15 protein-coding genes are annotated in these 16,677 nt (G+C 38.5%); 4 read left to right on the top strand and 11 right to left on the bottom strand.

Annotation, left to right across the window (positions count from 1 at the left end; all coding sequences use genetic code 11):
• Nucleotides 1–14 precede the first annotated feature (14 nt).
• The 9 genes from DHW03_RS13135 to DHW03_RS13095 form a co-directional block, all read right to left on the bottom strand.
• Entirely contained in the window at nt 15–278 is a 264-nt protein-coding gene (locus DHW03_RS13135; protein ID WP_109926304.1) for a hypothetical protein, read from the bottom strand.
• A gap of 1,555 nt (nt 279–1,833) precedes the next feature.
• Nucleotides 1,834–3,468 (bottom strand): L-glutamate gamma-semialdehyde dehydrogenase, encoded by a 1,635-nt coding sequence (pruA, locus tag DHW03_RS13130; protein ID WP_109926303.1) that lies wholly within the window; start codon nt 3,466–3,468, stop codon nt 1,834–1,836.
• A gap of 124 nt (nt 3,469–3,592) precedes the next feature.
• Nucleotides 3,593–4,138, bottom strand: a complete 546-nt coding sequence (locus DHW03_RS13125) for a 4'-phosphopantetheinyl transferase family protein (protein ID WP_109926302.1) — start codon at nt 4,136–4,138, stop codon at nt 3,593–3,595.
• Complete coding sequence (locus tag DHW03_RS13120) at nt 4,128–4,382, bottom strand: acyl carrier protein (RefSeq protein WP_109926301.1); 255 nt, start codon at nt 4,380–4,382, stop codon at nt 4,128–4,130. The genes DHW03_RS13125 and DHW03_RS13120 overlap by 11 nt, the downstream gene beginning before the upstream one ends.
• Nucleotides 4,375–5,655 (bottom strand): beta-ketoacyl-[acyl-carrier-protein] synthase family protein, encoded by a 1,281-nt coding sequence (locus DHW03_RS13115; RefSeq protein WP_109926300.1) that lies wholly within the window; start codon nt 5,653–5,655, stop codon nt 4,375–4,377. The genes DHW03_RS13120 and DHW03_RS13115 overlap by 8 nt, the downstream gene beginning before the upstream one ends.
• The gene (locus DHW03_RS13110; protein ID WP_109926299.1) at nt 5,648–6,100 is read right to left on the bottom strand and encodes a 3-hydroxyacyl-ACP dehydratase FabZ family protein; all 453 of its coding nucleotides are present in this window, start codon (nt 6,098–6,100) and stop codon (nt 5,648–5,650) included. Before DHW03_RS13110 ends, DHW03_RS13115 begins: the two co-directional genes overlap by 8 nt.
• Nucleotides 6,094–7,146: a type III polyketide synthase gene (locus DHW03_RS13105; protein WP_109926298.1), complete on the bottom strand. Its 1,053-nt coding sequence runs from the start codon at nt 7,144–7,146 to the stop codon at nt 6,094–6,096. Before DHW03_RS13105 ends, DHW03_RS13110 begins: the two co-directional genes overlap by 7 nt.
• Nucleotides 7,143–7,856 carry a methyltransferase domain-containing protein gene (locus tag DHW03_RS13100; protein WP_109926297.1) on the bottom strand — a complete coding sequence of 238 codons (714 nt, stop codon included), beginning with the start codon at nt 7,854–7,856 and terminating at the stop codon, nt 7,143–7,145. Before DHW03_RS13100 ends, DHW03_RS13105 begins: the two co-directional genes overlap by 4 nt.
• Nucleotides 7,856–8,992 (bottom strand): NAD(P)/FAD-dependent oxidoreductase, encoded by a 1,137-nt coding sequence (locus DHW03_RS13095; protein WP_109926296.1) that lies wholly within the window; start codon nt 8,990–8,992, stop codon nt 7,856–7,858. The genes DHW03_RS13100 and DHW03_RS13095 overlap by 1 nt, the downstream gene beginning before the upstream one ends.
• Before the next feature lie 202 nt (nt 8,993–9,194).
• Here DHW03_RS13095 and DHW03_RS13090 point away from each other — a divergent pair, with 202 nt between their 5' ends.
• From DHW03_RS13090 to DHW03_RS13075, 4 genes are all read left to right on the top strand, one after another.
• Entirely contained in the window at nt 9,195–10,355 is a 1,161-nt protein-coding gene (locus tag DHW03_RS13090; RefSeq protein WP_109926295.1) for a carboxypeptidase-like regulatory domain-containing protein, read from the top strand.
• A gap of 134 nt (nt 10,356–10,489) precedes the next feature.
• A complete protein-coding gene (lpxK, locus tag DHW03_RS13085; protein ID WP_109926294.1) occupies nt 10,490–11,551 on the top strand; it encodes a tetraacyldisaccharide 4'-kinase in 1,062 nt (353 codons plus the stop codon).
• Nucleotides 11,523–12,338, top strand: coding sequence for a purine-nucleoside phosphorylase (locus DHW03_RS13080; RefSeq protein ID WP_109926293.1), 816 nt, complete (start codon nt 11,523–11,525; stop codon nt 12,336–12,338). The genes lpxK and DHW03_RS13080 overlap by 29 nt, the downstream gene beginning before the upstream one ends.
• Before the next feature lies 1 nt (nt 12,339).
• Nucleotides 12,340–14,331: a putative porin gene (locus DHW03_RS13075; RefSeq protein ID WP_109926292.1), complete on the top strand. Its 1,992-nt coding sequence runs from the start codon at nt 12,340–12,342 to the stop codon at nt 14,329–14,331.
• A gap of 63 nt (nt 14,332–14,394) precedes the next feature.
• Here DHW03_RS13075 and DHW03_RS13070 read toward each other — a convergent pair whose 3' ends face one another.
• Together DHW03_RS13070 and DHW03_RS13065 are read right to left on the bottom strand one after the other, a co-directional pair.
• A complete protein-coding gene (locus DHW03_RS13070; protein WP_109926291.1) occupies nt 14,395–15,132 on the bottom strand; it encodes an outer membrane beta-barrel protein in 738 nt (245 codons plus the stop codon).
• Between the two features lie 264 nt (nt 15,133–15,396).
• Entirely contained in the window at nt 15,397–16,578 is a 1,182-nt protein-coding gene (locus tag DHW03_RS13065; protein ID WP_109926290.1) for an asparagine synthetase B, read from the bottom strand.
• Between the last annotated feature and the right edge of the window lie 99 nt (nt 16,579–16,677).

The raw sequence follows: 16,677 nt of genomic DNA, 5'->3' as shown, positions 1-16,677 counted from the left end.
AATATACCGGGGCTTTATTCTTGTGTTTCGGTATTAGGCATATTACCTGCATGGCCTTTATTTCCTTTTTCAGAATCTTCTCTGGCTTCTTCCGAACCAAAATCACCTCGACCAAAATTTCTGCCTAGGTTACCAGCATCTGATTTTATTTTGTTCTTCTCGTTATTTTCGTCACTGTGGTGGCGTGGAACCAATCCATCGGGCATATTTGTATTGTCTGCACCATTATCTGCCTTTTTATCGTGCAAGTTTTCGTTATTTTCTGCTTGATTTTCCATATGATTATTGTGTTTGATATAGAACAGTATAGTTGAGTTTTAGTTTGCGGTATTTGTTTTGTAAAATAATTACGGACTGGGAAAGGTGCTTACATAATGATGGTTTAGGTGCTGTAAACATTTACCATTTGGAGGTGATGCATGGATTGGAGCATTATAGATTTAATGTATCTAAATGCATTTGAATCCTCTTTAACATTTACTATTTTTTTGAAATTGATGTTCAGTAATCCTTCCATTCGTGTAGTCCCGCCATTCGCTGTAGCCCTCATTGAAAAAATTCGGGGCTGTCGCTTCTGTCGGGTTTAGGTACAAAGGTTCTGCTTGGAGTACCTCTGTGGGTAGAACCTGATGGGACGGAAAGCCGCTATTTTCATAGTTCTTGGAGGTGCAGTGGGGCGGGTGTTTCAAATGAAAAGCAATTGTTGGAAGGCCTGAATTTATTTCAGGGTCTTAGTCTGTTTTTTTGACTTGTATTTCTGAACACTCATTTTTAAATATTTTAAAGTATCTAAAATGCGTTTAAATCTCTTTAACATTTATTATTTTTTGAAATTAACGTTCAGTAATACTGTCATTCGTGTAGTCCCGCCATTCGCTGTAGCCCTCATTGAAAAAATTCGGGACTGTCGCTTCTGTCTGGTTTAGGTACAAAGGTTCTGCTTGGATTACGCCTGCGGGGTAGAACCTGATGGGACGGAAAGCCGCTATTTTCATAGTTCTTGGAGGTGCAGTGGGGCGGGTGTTTCAAATGAAAAGCAATTGTTGGAAGGCCTGAATTTATTTCAGGGTCTTAGTCTGTTTTTTTTGAGTTGTATTTAACACTCATTTTTAAATATTTTAAAGTATCTAAATGCGTTTAAATCCCCTTCAACATTTACTATTTTTTGGAAATTAACGTTCAGTAATACTGTCATTCGTGTAGTCCCGCCATTCGCTGTAGCCCTCATTGAAAAAAATTCGGGGCTGTCGCTTCTGTCGGGTTTAGGTACAAAGGTTCTGCTTGGAGTACCTCTGTGGGTAGAACCTGATGGGACGGAAAGCCGCTATTTTCATAGTTCTTGGAGGTGCAGTGGGGCGGGTGTTTCAAATGAAAAGCAATTGTTAGAAGGCCTCGTCACCCTGAATTTATTTCAGGGTCTTAGTCTGTTTTTTTTGAGTTGTATTTAACACTCATTTTTAAATATTTTAAAGTATCTAAATGCGTTTAAATCCCCTTCAACATTTACTATTTTTTGGAAATTAACGGTCAGTAATTCTTCCATTCCTATAGTCCCGCCATTCGCTGTAGCCCTCATTGAAAAAATTCGGGGCTGTCGCTTCTGTCGGGTTTAGGTACAATGGTTCTGCTTGGAGTACGCCTGCGGGGTGAAACCTGACCGAAGCATTACTGCAATTGTTTTTCAAATCTTGATTTTAGGTGTATCAATTGGTTGGGAATTTAACAACAATAGCCTATAAACAACAAAACCCCCAAATGAATAGGGGGTTTTTAAACATCAATAATCTTAATATCTTATTTATGGATCAGCATTCAAAAATGGGGTTTTGAATGTTAGTCTTCCGCTAAGAATGGGTAGCGGTAATCAGTTGGCGATTCAAAAACTTCCTTAATTGTACGTGGAGATACCCAACGCAATAGGTTAATCATCGAACCTGCCTTATCATTCGTGCCCGAACCTCTGGCACCACCAAATGGTTGTTGACCAACTACCGCACCTGTACATTTATCGTTAATGTAAAAATTACCTGCTGCATTTCTTAACGCATGGCTGGCTTTCTCAATTGCATATCTATCTTGAGCGATAAAAGCACCAGTTAACGCGTATGGAGACGTGGTATCTATAACTTCCAAAATTTGGTCGAAATCTTGATCTGCATAAACGTAAACACTTAAAACAGGGCCAAATAATTCTTCGCACATTGTAGTGTATTTCGGATCGTTAACTACGAGAACAGTTGGCTCAATAAAATACCCTTTGCTCTTATCGTAATTTCCGCCGGCAATAATCTCTACGCCCTGATCTGTTTTGGCCTGGTCGATGTATCTGGCTAATTTATCAAACGAGCGTTCATCAATAACTGCATTAATAAAATTACTGAAATCTTCCGTTCCGCCCATTTTAAATGAAGCCAAATCGCGAAGCATCTGCTCTTTAATTTCTGGCCAAAGGCTTTCTGCAATGTAAACACGACTTGCAGCAGAACATTTCTGACCTTGATATTCGAAAGCACCACGAACAATGGCCGTACTCGCTACATGAGTTTGTGCCGATGGGTGCACCAAGATAAAATCTTTACCTCCAGTTTCGCCAACGATACGTGGATAGGATTTATATTTGTGAATGTTGATGCCAATGGTTTTCCAGATTTCTTGAAATACTTTCGTAGAACCTGTAAAATGAATCCCAGCAAAATCTGGATGATTGAAAATAACATCACCTGTTTCTGGTCCATCTGCATACACCAAGTTAATTACCCCTGCGGGTAAGCCAGCTTCGATAAAAATTTCCATCAAAAGATTGGCTGCGTAAATTTGTGTATCTGCAGGTTTCCAAACCACAACGTTACCCATCATGGCAGCAGAAGCGGGTAAGTTGGCGGCAATGGCAGTAAAGTTGAATGGGGTAAGGGCAAACACAAAACCTTCTAAAGGGCGTTGTTCCACTCTGTTCCAGCTTCCGCGAGGCGAAACCGGAGGTTGTTGCTTATAAATATCGGCCATGTAGCTTACGTTGAAACGCAAGAAATCTATCAGCTCGCAAGCGGCGTCAATTTCTGCTTGATAGGCATTTTTGCTTTGGCCAAGCATAGTTGCCGCGTTTAATTTATAACGATACTTGCCAGCAATTAAGTCGGCTGCTTTTAAGAAGATGGCCGCACGGTGTTCCCAAGCTAGGTTTTCCCAATCTTGCTTTGCTGCAAGAGCTGCATTAATGGCCTGGGTAATGTGTGCTTTTTCGCCAATACTAAATTGGGCTAAAATATGTTGATGATCGTGAGGAGGTGTTACTTTACCTTTCTTTTGGGTATGTACTTGTTCGCCAGCAATATACATGGGGATGTCTTGTTGGTGTGAGCGAGCTTCGGCTAATGCCTCCTTTAAGAGCGCACGTTCTTTACTGCCAGGGGCATAGTTTAAAATAGGCTCGTTTACCGGAACTGGTACGTTAAAAAATCCTTTAAGCATGATTTTATTTTTTATGATTTGCGCAAAGATAAGGCTTTTATAAGTAGGCAATTCTATTATTCTGTAAAGAAAATAGGGCAAAACCCGAAGTGATTTCTTATTTCCTGGTTGAGTGCTGAAATCATTAAAGGTGGGTGATGAACAAGTACTTTCCGTGATGGCTAATAGAGGCCACAGATTTGGTTTTGGAACATAAATTTAGCATTTCGGGAATGCCTTGATTATTTTTTTGCAAGCGAAAACTCTGATGATTTTGATTGAATAGCTCAACGTAATTTGCTTGATTTAAGCCGAAATAACTTTTAATTGTTTTTACAGGGTGTTGGGTAGATAAAGCAATGGTGTGTACGCAATCATTATGAATTTTGGAATTGCTATAGAAGGTTTTCCCATCGTAACACACAAGGCCTTTTGACGAATAATTTGTAAGCTTTGATATTTGGCAGGCAAAAGCTTTTGGGTTATAAAATCGTTGTTCGATGCTTCGATTTAAAATTTTGTAGGCAGCTTCTTTCATACTCCACAATAGCCAAACCATTAAATCAGGATTTTCGGCTTCCCAAATTTCCTGTTGCTCCGCATCTGTAAAAACCTTAGCCAAGTAGTTTTTACGCCGCCAATTGCTTTGTGTTTTGGCTAGTAGAAGATCAACAACATCATTACCCAGCATTCAATTTATTTTGAATAATTCTTACCGTATCTTTAACTGTTAGCATCTGAGCCATTGAGTCATTGTCAATCACAATGCTAAATTTTTCTTCAATATCTAAAATGATATCCACCAAATTTGCAGAGTTGATTTTTAAGTCGGCAATGAAGTCAGTGTTTTCATCAAGGCTTTCCAAAGCTGTTTTTTCCTCGGTGTAGGGGGTAATAATGGTAGCCAGTTCTTGTGTTATTTCAGTTTTATCCATGGTTGTATTTCTTTAAAATTAAGCATGCGTTCACATCACCAAAGCCGAAGCTAGCCTTCGCCAAGACATTAAATGATTTGTTTACTAGGGTTTGTGGGATGCTTTTTGGGTTAATTAACTTTGTAATTTCTGGGTTCAAATCTTCGCAATTGATGTTTGGGAAGATAAAACCTTGGTCGAGTTCTAATACGGATGCCACACATTCAATGCTTCCTGCGGCACTAATACAATGCCCAACCATTCCTTTTAAGGAATTAATGTAGGGGAAATCATCGGCGGACGTGCCCAAAGCAGTTTTCCAATTTTCAATTTCCAATGCATCTTTACTTGTAGCCGTTAAATGTCCATTAATTACTTCTATTTCATTGGCTTGTATGCCTGCACTTTTGATGGCACTGGTTATGCAGCGTTGTACCGCTGTTGGGTTTGGCGCTGTCATGGTACCTAAGCCGCGTTGCCCGCCAGAATTTACGTGCCCACCTAATACCTCAGCATAAATTTTTGCATTTCTTGCTAAAGCACTTTCTAAGGTTTCTAACACGAGCGCACCCGCACCACTTCCAGGCACGAATCCGCTCGCCGTGGCGCTCATTGGCCTACATCCTTTTTCGGGCTCTTGGTTGTGTTTAAATGTACACACTTTCATGGCGTCAAATCCACCCCAAATGTAAGGGCCACTATCGCTTGTGCTTCCAGCTAACATTCTAGTCGCTTGGCCAGATTGTATTCTTTCAAAAGCCATTAAAATACTTTCAGCCCCTGTGGCACAAGCCGATGAATTGGTGGAAATTTGATTTCCTAAACCCAATTTTCCACTAATGAAGGCGTTAACACCACTCGCCATGGTTTGTACCACTACAGAACTGCCAAGTTTCCGAATCTCCAGATCGTCTATTTTATTGATTGCCCATCTAAACTTATCAATCCCCGAGGTGCCTGTGCCAAAAATACTCCCGCTTTCCCAATCGGGTTCTTCGTTGTGCTTAATGTTTAAACCAGCATCTTTCCAGGCATCTAAACCTGCAATCACGCCATACACAATGCCCGTGCTGTTCAAATTCCGAAGTTCGAGGGGGCTAAAGTACTGGCCAATACGGTCTTCGCTTAAATTGGGTTTGCCTGCAATTTGGCAAGAAAATCCAAGGGCTTCTAAGTCTGGCTGGTGCCTGATGCCCGAAATGCCGTTTTTGATGGACTGGGTAAATTCATCCATCGTTGTGCCGTTTGGTGCACAAACCCCCAATCCAGTTATTACAACCCTAATCTTATCCATCGGCTTTAGAAATTAACATGCCCGATATATTTCCTTTGCAAACCACCTCACCCGAAGCGTTCTCCATTTTCACGTTGCAACTTAATTTATTGAATCTGAAATACACTTTTTCACTGGTTACCCAAACTTTTTCGCCCGGATAAACTGGCTTTAAAAAATCAACCGTATTTGACGTCATGGCTAGAGACGTATGTTGATTTGATTCTGTATGTTGTAAAAGAAATAGGCCAAGGCAAACTAAGCCGATTTGGGCCATAGTCTCGGTTAAAATTACCGCAGGCGTAACGGGTGCATTTTTAAAATGACCTTGGTAAAAAGGTAAATCTTCGCTGTAGGTAAACGTTCCTTTTGCACCCTGCTCATCAACATGTAAAAGTTCATCAACAAACAGAAAAGATTTGCCATAGGGGAGTTGATCTAAAATGTGTTGTGGCGTGCCTACCATTGTATTAATATTCTTTGTGCGGAAAAACCCGGACCAAAACTCAGCATCAATCCTTTTTCTCCCTTATTCGGTTTATGTTCCATAATGCGTTCTAAAACATATAAAACCGTTGCGCTGCTCATGTTGCCGTAAAGTCTTAACACTTCTTTGGTATCGTTAATATTTTTACCCAACTCACCGAAAAGCGACTCTACCACCTGTATAATTTTTTTCCCTCCGGGATGGAAGATTAAATGATCAATATCTTTAATTTCTAAATTGCTTTTTGCTAAAAATGGATGTATAATTTGAGGGAAATGAGCGGCAATGGTTTCAGGTACTTCTACATCCAATACCATTTGTAAGCCTGTATTGGTAAGTTTAAAGCCCATCATGTCTTCTGCATCGTAAAAGTGATACATTTCCTCCGCTAAAATTTCGGGTCCCTCATCTTCCTCATGAGAACTCAAAAGCACACAAGCTGCACCATCGCCAAATATGGCAGCACTCACAACATTGGCCATCGAAAAATCGTTGAATTGAAAGGTTGCTGTTGGCGATTCTACAGCAATTACGGCCGCCCTTTTGCCTGGATTTGCCTTTAAAAAGTTTTTGGCATAAATCATACCCGAAACACCTGCCGCACAACCCATTTCGGTAACAGGCAAGCGAACAATATCTTGCCTAAGTTTGAGATAGTTAATCAGATACGCATCCAAAGAGGGGATCATAATGCCTGTACAGCTTACCGTAATGATGTAATCTAAATCCTGCGGTTTCCACTGGGCCTTCTCCAAAGCCGATTCTAAGCATTTTACCCCTAATTTAATGCCTTCTCTAATATAAATATCGTTTCTATCTTCAAAACTTAAGTCACTAAAAACTTCTTCGGGCGACATAAAAGAGTATCGCTTATCAACCGCTGCACCCTCAAAAATCTTGGTTACTTTCCGGATAAACCGCTCATCTTGATCCTTCAGCCAAACATCTAAAAAGGGGATAATATCTTCAGTGGCTCTCCAAAATTCTGGCAAGGCCTTACCAACTGCTTTAATTCTTACGCTCATGTTGTTTTAATTATCCACTGGTAACGGAAAGCCCATTTCCATTTTATTGAACTGTACTGTAGCTTTAATTGTTTTGAATAGCTAATCAAATCTGCACGCTTAAATCCCCTCAAAATTGAAACTAAGCCATCTTCTCTTGACATTGCATTTAAACCAAATGCAAAACACAAAGCCTGAAACAATCGATACGCCACAGCGCTTCTGTGCAAGTCGTTTATTACAATGCCCATCTTGGTCGATTGCTTAAATTTTCCTAATAAATGAATTATGTCTTCATCTTTAAAATGGTGTAAGGTTAAGGTGCAAACCATAATATCGCATGCGCTTTCCTCTATCGAATCATCAAATATATCCTTGCATTCATATCGAATATTTGGATAGTTTAAAGATAAGTTTTGCGCATGACTGATGGTGAACTGATTTGCATCCACACCAATCAACTGGAAATTTAATCCTTTCTTTAGCGCATAGTTGGCCAAAGCCCTAAGCATATCGCCATTTCCACATCCAATATCTGTAATACGAATAATTTGTTCTTTCGGTTTGTTAGCGATTAGGGTTTCAATCCCATCCAATGTAACTTTGTTTCCGCCAAGTAACTGATTAATGCTGGCAATTTTATCCAATGCATCCCTTAAAATTTCGCCCTCCATCTCAAAGTCATCCATCATTTCTGGCGCTTCGCTTCTATATTTAGTGTCTATTTTCATTATTTGGATGGTATGGTAATGGGTTTGCCATGTGTTTTGGTTATAATTTTTGTTAATAAAAAGGGCATAAGGCTCAGCGCATTCATCAGAATATTGGTTAGTTTTTCTTTCTGAAGGATGTAGGATAGCAAACTTCCCATTTTTAAACGGGATTTGAACTCTGCATTCCATACAGAAGTATAATTTGCTTCGAGTGAGGCACGTGAATTGAGTCTCCCTTGATAAAAATCGATCAGCAATTCTGATGCTTTTTTTGCGCTGTGTATGGCCATGGCCATGCCGTTTCCGCAAAGCGGATGAATGAGCCCCGCGGTATCTCCGATCATTAAGATATGCTGATCGACAGCAGACTTTTCGCCGAAATAAAGCTGACTAATCGTGATGGGTTGATCAAAAATGATGTTGGACTGTTCAAGGATTTCTTTCAGTTGTTTGTTTTTGTACAAAACCTGTTGTTGATATTCCTCTATGTTTTTGTGCCTCTTAAAGGTTTCATAATCTGCGAGATAACAAATGTTAATTTTACCATCCTCAACATTCGATACTCCGCAATAGCCACCCTTAAAATTGTATAAACCTACCAAATCATTTGGGAAGTTACCTGCATAATGGGCTTTAACCGCCAAAAATGGCGATTTTTGATTCATAAAATCCCTGTTCAGTTTTTGATCTAGGTTAGATCTCTTGCCATGCGCACCCAAAACGTGCTTTGCCTTGTACCAATCTCCCTTGCTGGTTTGAATGGAAAAAATATCATCCGCAAATTCAATATTGGTAACCTGATCTTGCATGATGCAAACCTCTTTTTGTTGAAGCAAGCGGTAGAGGAAATGATCTAAAGTATATCTACTAATGCCAAAACCACCCAAAGGAAGCTTGGCCTTAATGGTTTTTCCAGATCTTGTGGTGAGATTTAAATGTTGAATTTTTGAAGGCTTCAATTCATCAATATCTACGCCAAGCCAATTCAAATAAGGGATAACTTCGTTCGAAATATATTCGCCACAAACTTTATGATGTGGATATTGATTTTTCTCAACTAAAATAACATTTAAACCAGCTTTTTTTAGATGCAGTGCGGCCGTTAAACCAGCCAAACCCCCACCAATAATTAAAATATCTGTTTCAAAATGCATATAAAGAGATGGAAGATACAATATAACATTTAAAGTTAAGCATTGTTCGCTTATAGGGTGTTATCTTGCTGTTGATGTATGGCTTTTTAGTACGCAATCTCTTCGCATTATATGTCTTCGAAGAAGTTTTTTTGGTCCGAAATAATTGCGATATTCGCTTAAAATCAACCAAATATATATTAAGGCTCTCATTCATCTCCCTATGCGTTACGGAATCAATATTATCGCAATCATTCTAATCAGTTTACTATCCTTAACAACTGCCTCTGCTCAAAAAATTATTACTGGTCAGGTCGTTAATCAATCGAATAAAGGGATAGAATCGGTATCGATTTATAACAAAAATATATTGATTGCGCTAAGCGATCAGGCAGGCAACTTCAGTGTTAAAGTAGATTCTTTAAAAGGAGGGCAAACCCTTTCATTTACTTCGGTAGGTTACCAGAGTAGTTCTCTGTTTATCGATTTAAATAATACTTCATCAAAGCTAAGCGTAAAACTAAAGGATAAATATATTAACCTAAATGAAGTTAAGATTTACGCGCCGAACTTTGTTTTCACACTCATCAAAAACGGATTAAGTAAACTTGCCGATACAGGCGTACTTAATAAGCGCTTGCTTTGTAGGCAGTATGTGGTTAGAGAAGGTAAATATAAAACTTTTGCCGAAGGGATTTTCAACATGCGTACCGACGAATATAAAAATGAAATTCTCTTGCAACTAAACAGTATAAGACGGCTCAATCAACTGAGTACCGTAAAGCCAACGGGTGTACAAATTAACTATGCCATTGATATGAGAATGGAACTCAAATCATACTTTGTTAATAATTTAAACGACAATTTAAGCAGTGAGGATATTGATTATGTGATAGAGGGTTTAGTGGATTATGAAGGAGAAAAATGCTATAAAATATACTTTAACAAAGCCAGAAATGTAATTTATAAAAGCAGAAATGGTTGGATTTATATCACCTTTGATAAACATTTGATAAAAGGTATAGAAAGTAATATTGCCACCTTAGCTAAAAATATGATTTGGATAAATAGGCAAAACTATATCACAAAAAATAATCTTTCTTACGTAAGCTCTACTTATTTGAAATGTAACGTGGTAGCGGGTTTGTTTTCAGAAGGGGAACCTTCGGCAGAAATGGAATTAATTGTGCTTGAAGATACTGACCCATCAGAAAAAATGATCGACAACTACTCTACCTCGAAGCTTAGGCAAGATCTATACAAATATCCAAAAAGATCTAATCCAGATTTGTGGAAAAATGTTTACCAAAACCACAACTTAACATTTCCGCAAGTTATTATCGATACCTACCAATTTAAAGGGAGTATAGATTCTCAATTTTAGCTATCTCAAAACTTACCTTATTTATTGGTTGGTTTCTAAAAAACATTTCCAATGCTTAATGGGTTGCTTTATAAGGTCTCGCCATTAGGCGATGCTGTTCTTTTTTAAATAATCTGTATTTTTGAAAACACGATATGATAGTTAAATATCTCCGCCTTTTACTTTTGCCGTTCTCGTTTATTTACGGTATTGCCATTGTTCTTCGTAAAAAACTGTACGATTGGGGCATTCTCCCTTCCATTAAATTTGATATACCGATAATTTGTGTAGGCAACCTGGCCGTTGGCGGATCTGGTAAAACGCCCACAACCGAATATTTGGTGCGCCTATTGGCCGATTATAAAATTGCAATCCTAAGTCGGGGTTATGGTCGCAAAACAAAAGGATTTGTGTTGGCAGATGAACGAGCTACCGCAGAATCAATAGGGGATGAACCCCTCCAATATTATCAAAAATTTGAACAGGTTACCGTTGCCGTTTGTGAAGACCGAGTGAAAGGGGTAGAGCAATTAAAAGATCATCACGATGTGATTATTCTTGATGATGCCTTTCAACACCGCCGCATCCACCCCGGATTTAATATCCTCCTCTTCGAATTCAGAAAACTCGGCACACTCCAATGCTTACTTCCGGCAGGTAATTTAAGAGATGTATTTTCTTCCCGAAAACGAGCAGATGTACTATTGGTTACCAAAGCACCCGTACCCTTGTTGCATGTGGCTCAGCAGGCATCAATAAACGAATTACAACCCAATAGCAATCAACCTGTGTTGCACTCGTATTTAAAATATGGAAATTTACAGCATCTTTATACGGGTGAAAATCGTGCTTTAGCATCTATTGAAGGTTATGAACTTTTTCTGCTTACCGGAATCGCCAATCCTCAACCCTTAATTGAAGAGTTGCAAAAGTTAAGTAAAAACATTCATCACGAGGAATTTGCCGATCATTATGCCTTTGAAATCGACGACCTTAAAAGGTTTAAATCGGCCTTTGAGCAGGGAATTTCTAAAGAAAAAATCATCATCACAACAGAAAAGGATAGTCAACGTTTAAGAGCTATCGGATTTGAAGATTTACTGGTAAATTTGCCGATATATTATTTACCCATTGAGGTTGAATTATTTGAAGAAGATAAGATTACCTTTGATGAACTTATTTTAAATTATGTTAAGAGCAATAGTAGAAACCGTTGAATATATCAAAAGAAAAACTGAAAACTTTAAACCAGAAATAGGGATTATATTGGGTACAGGCTTGGGTGGATTGGTAAAAGATATTGAGGTAGAATTTCAATTGATGTATTCTAATATCCCAAATTTTCCAATTTCTACTTTGGAGTTTCATAGCGGAAAGCTAATTTTTGGAACTTTAAACGGGAAAAAAATTATTGCCATGCAAGGCCGATTGCATTATTACGAAGGTTACAGCATGCAACAAATTACCTTCCCGGTTCGGGTAATGAAGGGCTTGGGCATCGAAAACTTAATCGTTTCTAACGCTGCGGGTTCTCTAAACCCTGAATTTAGAAAAGGTGATTTGATGATTATTTCAGATCATATCAACTTACAACCAGACAATCCTTTAAGAGGCCTGATAGAAAGCGAACTTGGACCACGTTTTCCGGATATGAGCGAGCCTTACAAACGCAGCATCATTGCTAAAGCCCTAAATATTGCAAAAGATGTTGATGTAAAATGTCATCAAGGCGTTTATGTTGCCGTTTCGGGCCCAAACTTAGAAACCAAAGCAGAATATAAATATTTACGTTTAATTGGGGCAGATGCCGTTGGAATGAGTACCGTGCCCGAGGTGATTGTGGCCAATCATGCAGGTATCCCTGTTTTTGCCATATCTGTTTTAACCGACGAGGGTTTCCCTGAAGATTTACAGCCCTTTAACTTAGACGAAATTTTAGCTGCCGCTGCGAAGGCAGAACCTAAAATGACTCAAATTTTAACCCGCTTAATCTCTGAACTATAAGATGCAGAAAATTTTTCAAATCTGCTTTTTGATCTTGCTTTTTACAGGCATTGGCTCCGCTTTTGGTCAAGAGTTGCAAACGAACATTAACGACAAAAAAGAGGCAGACTCTATCCGCAAAAAACTAGATGGTGCGAAGGATTCTGTTATATTCACAGCGAAGTACATCCGTTTCACAAAATTAGGGTTAAGCAGAGACAGTATTGTGTTACTGCCGTTAGATACCTCTACGGTAAATATTCAAAACTACAGCCCCTTATTGCAACCTAAACATCCCACCATTAGCTTGGGTAACTTGGGCTTAGCAGCAAGGCCATTGCTTTACGAGCCATCAAAAAGAATTGGCTATGATGAGGGCTTTCATTCTTTAGATTACTACGCACTTACCCCAGAAGACATTATTTATTACCAAGCTAGAGCACCCTATACGAGTTTATACTTTGTAAGTGCTGGGCAGAAAGAACAATTGTTTAGAGCGGTACTCAGCCAAAATATCAAGAAAAACTGGAATGTTGGTGTCAACTTTAATCGAGCCGATTCTAAAGGTTTTTACACCAGGCAACGAGGAGATAATTTGAATGTAGCCTTATTCTCTTGGTACCAATCGCCAAACAAAAGGTACAACATGTGGGCATCTGCCATTTTTAATACCATGAGGGCCTATGAAAATGGATCGAATGTGGCGACAAATATCTTTGAGCCGGGTTATGAAAAAATCAGTCGCGATGCTGAAAAAGTTAACCTCAGCACAGCCAGAAACCTATATCGCAAAAACACGGTGTTTTTAAAGCAAACTTACTATGTTGGTAGAATTGACAGCTCAAAAAATGCAAATGGTTCGGTTTTACCTACCAATAAAATTACTTATACCATAGAGTACAACAATAATAGCTACGATTTCTATAAAAACGAAGCTGATACCGCCGGAGTTATGCCCACAGGCATTGCCGACCCCATTTTTACAAACGATTCTACCCACGTACAACATGTTAGAAATGAGTTCATATACAGCTTCTTCTTAAGGCCGAAAAATTCTACCGTGATTAAAAACGAGTTGAAGATTGATGCTGGGATTCGGAGTGATTATTACAATCAGAAATATCAAAATTTTCTTCCAAGTGGGGCAACATTCGAAAACAGTCAGATTGCATTTCAAAACATTACGGTTTTGGGATCGGCAGGGTATCGTTTTACGAGTAATATCGATTTTAACTTAGACATTCAGCAAGTTTTACAAGGCGATAACGCGGGCGATTTTTTATATGAAGCCAAGAGTAGAATTTTACTCAGCAAATCAGTTGGTCGCATAGAATTAGGTGCGTACGTTCAAAATCAATCGCCAGCCGATATTTTCAATTACTACAGGGGCAATCATTATAAATGGTCGTACACGGATTTGAAAAACACTAAAATTATAAACGCTTCCTTTAACTACATCAATGATAAGTTTGGATTTGAAGCCGGCGCAAAGTATTTCTTAACCAGCAACTACTTGTATTTTGCTGCAAATGGAGCCAATTCTATTTTGCCTGCTCAAGAAACGGGCGATATTAGTTTAATTAGAATTGATGCGTCAAAAAAATGGCGCTTTGGAAAATTTGTTATCGAAAATTACCTCGCTTATCAAAAAACAGATAAACAAGCCGTTTTAAGAACTCCGGAATTTTATACTTGCAATAGCGTTTATTTGGATCAAACCTTTTTTAAAGTGTTAAAAGCGAATATTGGGTTCGATGTAAGGTACAATTCGGAATATGCCAATTATTCTTATTCGCCAGCCACTTCCCAATTCTATGTAGGGGCGGCAACTGTATATCAATCAACACCAGTGTTAGATGTTTTTATCAAGGCAAACTTAAAACGCGCTAACATTTTTGTTAAGTACGATTATCTAAATCAAGGTTGGCTATCGCAAGGCTATTACACAGTTAACCGATACCCAATGCAAGATGCCTTATTGAAGTTTGGTGTAAGCTGGAACTTTTACGATTAGTAAGTGCATAAAAAAAACCGTTCAGTTTTAAATCTGAACGGTTTTTTATTTTCTAAGCCTCGCTTAGAATGAGTAACCTACTGAGAAACCCAATACGCGGTTTGTTAATTTCGCATCTGTTGTTCTGCTTTCTTTAGGGATTAGATTAGATAATCCTAAACCATAATTAGCGCCTACTAAAAAGCCAGATGATGTACGGTAAGCTAAACCAAAGTTTGCACCAAACTCGGTTGAACTGTAGTTTTTATCTGTAGCTGAACCAAAAGACAAATCATCATCGCTTGAAGAATTAGCTGTGGTAGATGTATTTGCTGTATTGTTACGTGTTGTAACCGATGATTCTAGCTTGTTTTTTCCAGAAATATTAAAGCCAACGTACGGACCAGCAGAAATTTGAATCGCACCAGCATCACCTGTAGGAATTCTAAACACTGCATTTACGGGTACTTCGATATTCATTAAGCTGGTTTTGTTGGTAGAAACCGATGTAGTTGTGGTATTGCCAACTGTAATTGAATTAGTCGTTTCGAATTTGGCACCTTTGTTTTGTAATGAAACACCTGGTTGAATGAAGAAATTGTTTCCAACACCAAAATCTGCAAAAGCGGTAACATTAAAGCCAACGTTATCTTTAACGTTATCGTTAAAATCTGTACTTCCGTTAGCACCACTTGAATGAAATCTTGCTAAGTTAACACCCGCTTTCAATCCAAATCTTGCATCATTTCCAGTCATTGTTGTTTGTGCAAAAGCACCTGTTGATAATAAAAGTGCTGTAGCACCAATTAGTAACTTTTTCATAATAATATTTTTCTTTTGGTAAAATCTTGTTTAAACCTGTCGAGCAAACTCGACGTTAATTGCAAGCATGTTTCCAAAAGCTGTGCCAAAGTATTATTTGTGTTACAACAAGAAAGGTTAAGCGACTGATTAACAGTTGTATTTTAAAGTAATTTCAGTATTAAAACAAGTTTTAAACCGCTTGAACGATTGAAGTATAGACTGTATAGTTATTAGGAATACAGCAAAATTTTGGTGTCAATCGCACAACAGAAAACCATTAGCCTAAGTTTTTTGAGGTTTCTTTTTTGCGGCGGGAAAAAGTACGTTATTTAAAATTAGCCTGTAGCCAGGAGAATTTGGGTGAATATTTAAATCGGTTGGTGGATCGCCAACTGCATGCTGGTAATCTTCAGGATCGTGCCCACCATAAAAGGTAAACTGTCCTTTTCCTATCTCTCCGTGTAGATAACGCACTTCAGAAGCACCTTTATTCTCGCCCAAAACAGTAACGCTGGTTTTTACCAAACTCTTTTTAAACGCAGTGGTTTGGCCCATAAAACCTTTAATCACTTTGTCGTGATTTTGGGTGAGCATGGTTGGCACAAGATCCCATTTCGCAGAAAAATCGAACAGGGTAAAATAATCATTGTTTTGATTGAGTGTTCTGTAAGTGGTTACATCAATGTCTGAAAACTCATAATTCATGGGGTTATTATCGAGTTTGAAATTTTGAAAGGCAAGCGTTTTATTAAAGTCCAATTTAGATTGTGCATTAGGGTCGGAGCCATCGCCATCAAACATGCTAGCGCAAATATCTACCCCATCGGCAGCAAGGGCAATGTCAAAACTGTCCGTTCCAGAGCACATGGCAAAGAGAAAACCGCCACCTGCACAATATTCTTTAATGTGTTTGGCTACGGCAAGTTTCATTTCAGAAACTTTTTTATAACCCATTTTTTTAGCCAAAGCTTCTTGATTTCTAACATCTTCCTGATACCAGGTGGCATATCGAAAAGCGGACCAAAACCGCCCGTATTGTCCGGTAAAATCTTCATGGTGCAGGTGCAGCCAGTCGTATTTACTCAACTTATCCTGTAAAATATCATCATCATAAATCACTTCATAGGGAATTTCGGCATAAGTTAACACCAAGGTAACCGCGTCATCCCAAGGTAATTTGCTCTTTGGCGAGTAAACCGCAATTTTTGGAGTTTTTTCAAGTTTCACCATCTCCATGTTTACAGATGGATCGCTGATTTCATTCAATAAATTGGTTACTTTTCCATCAGCCAGCACCTCGTAAGAAACGCCGCGTATCTTACACTCATCCTCCACAGTTTTATTGTATTTGATTAAAAAACTTCCTCCCCTGTAGTTTAAAAGCCAATCTACCTCAACCTGTTTACTAATTGTCCAATAGGCTATTCCGTAAGCTTTTAAGTGATTTTTTTGATCTTCATCCATGTAAATCAGGAGCGAAGATGCTTTAGCGCCTATGCTAAATAGGAGGCAGATTAGTAAGATGTAATATTTCTTTTTCAAAACTCGAATGCTTAAAACACT

It is taken from the genome of Pedobacter yonginensis (genome assembly GCF_003173595.1).
Classification (GTDB): domain Bacteria; phylum Bacteroidota; class Bacteroidia; order Sphingobacteriales; family Sphingobacteriaceae; genus Pedobacter; species Pedobacter yonginense.
The sequence above is the reverse complement of the archived record's forward strand: the minus strand, read 5'-3'. Positions and strand labels throughout refer to the sequence as shown.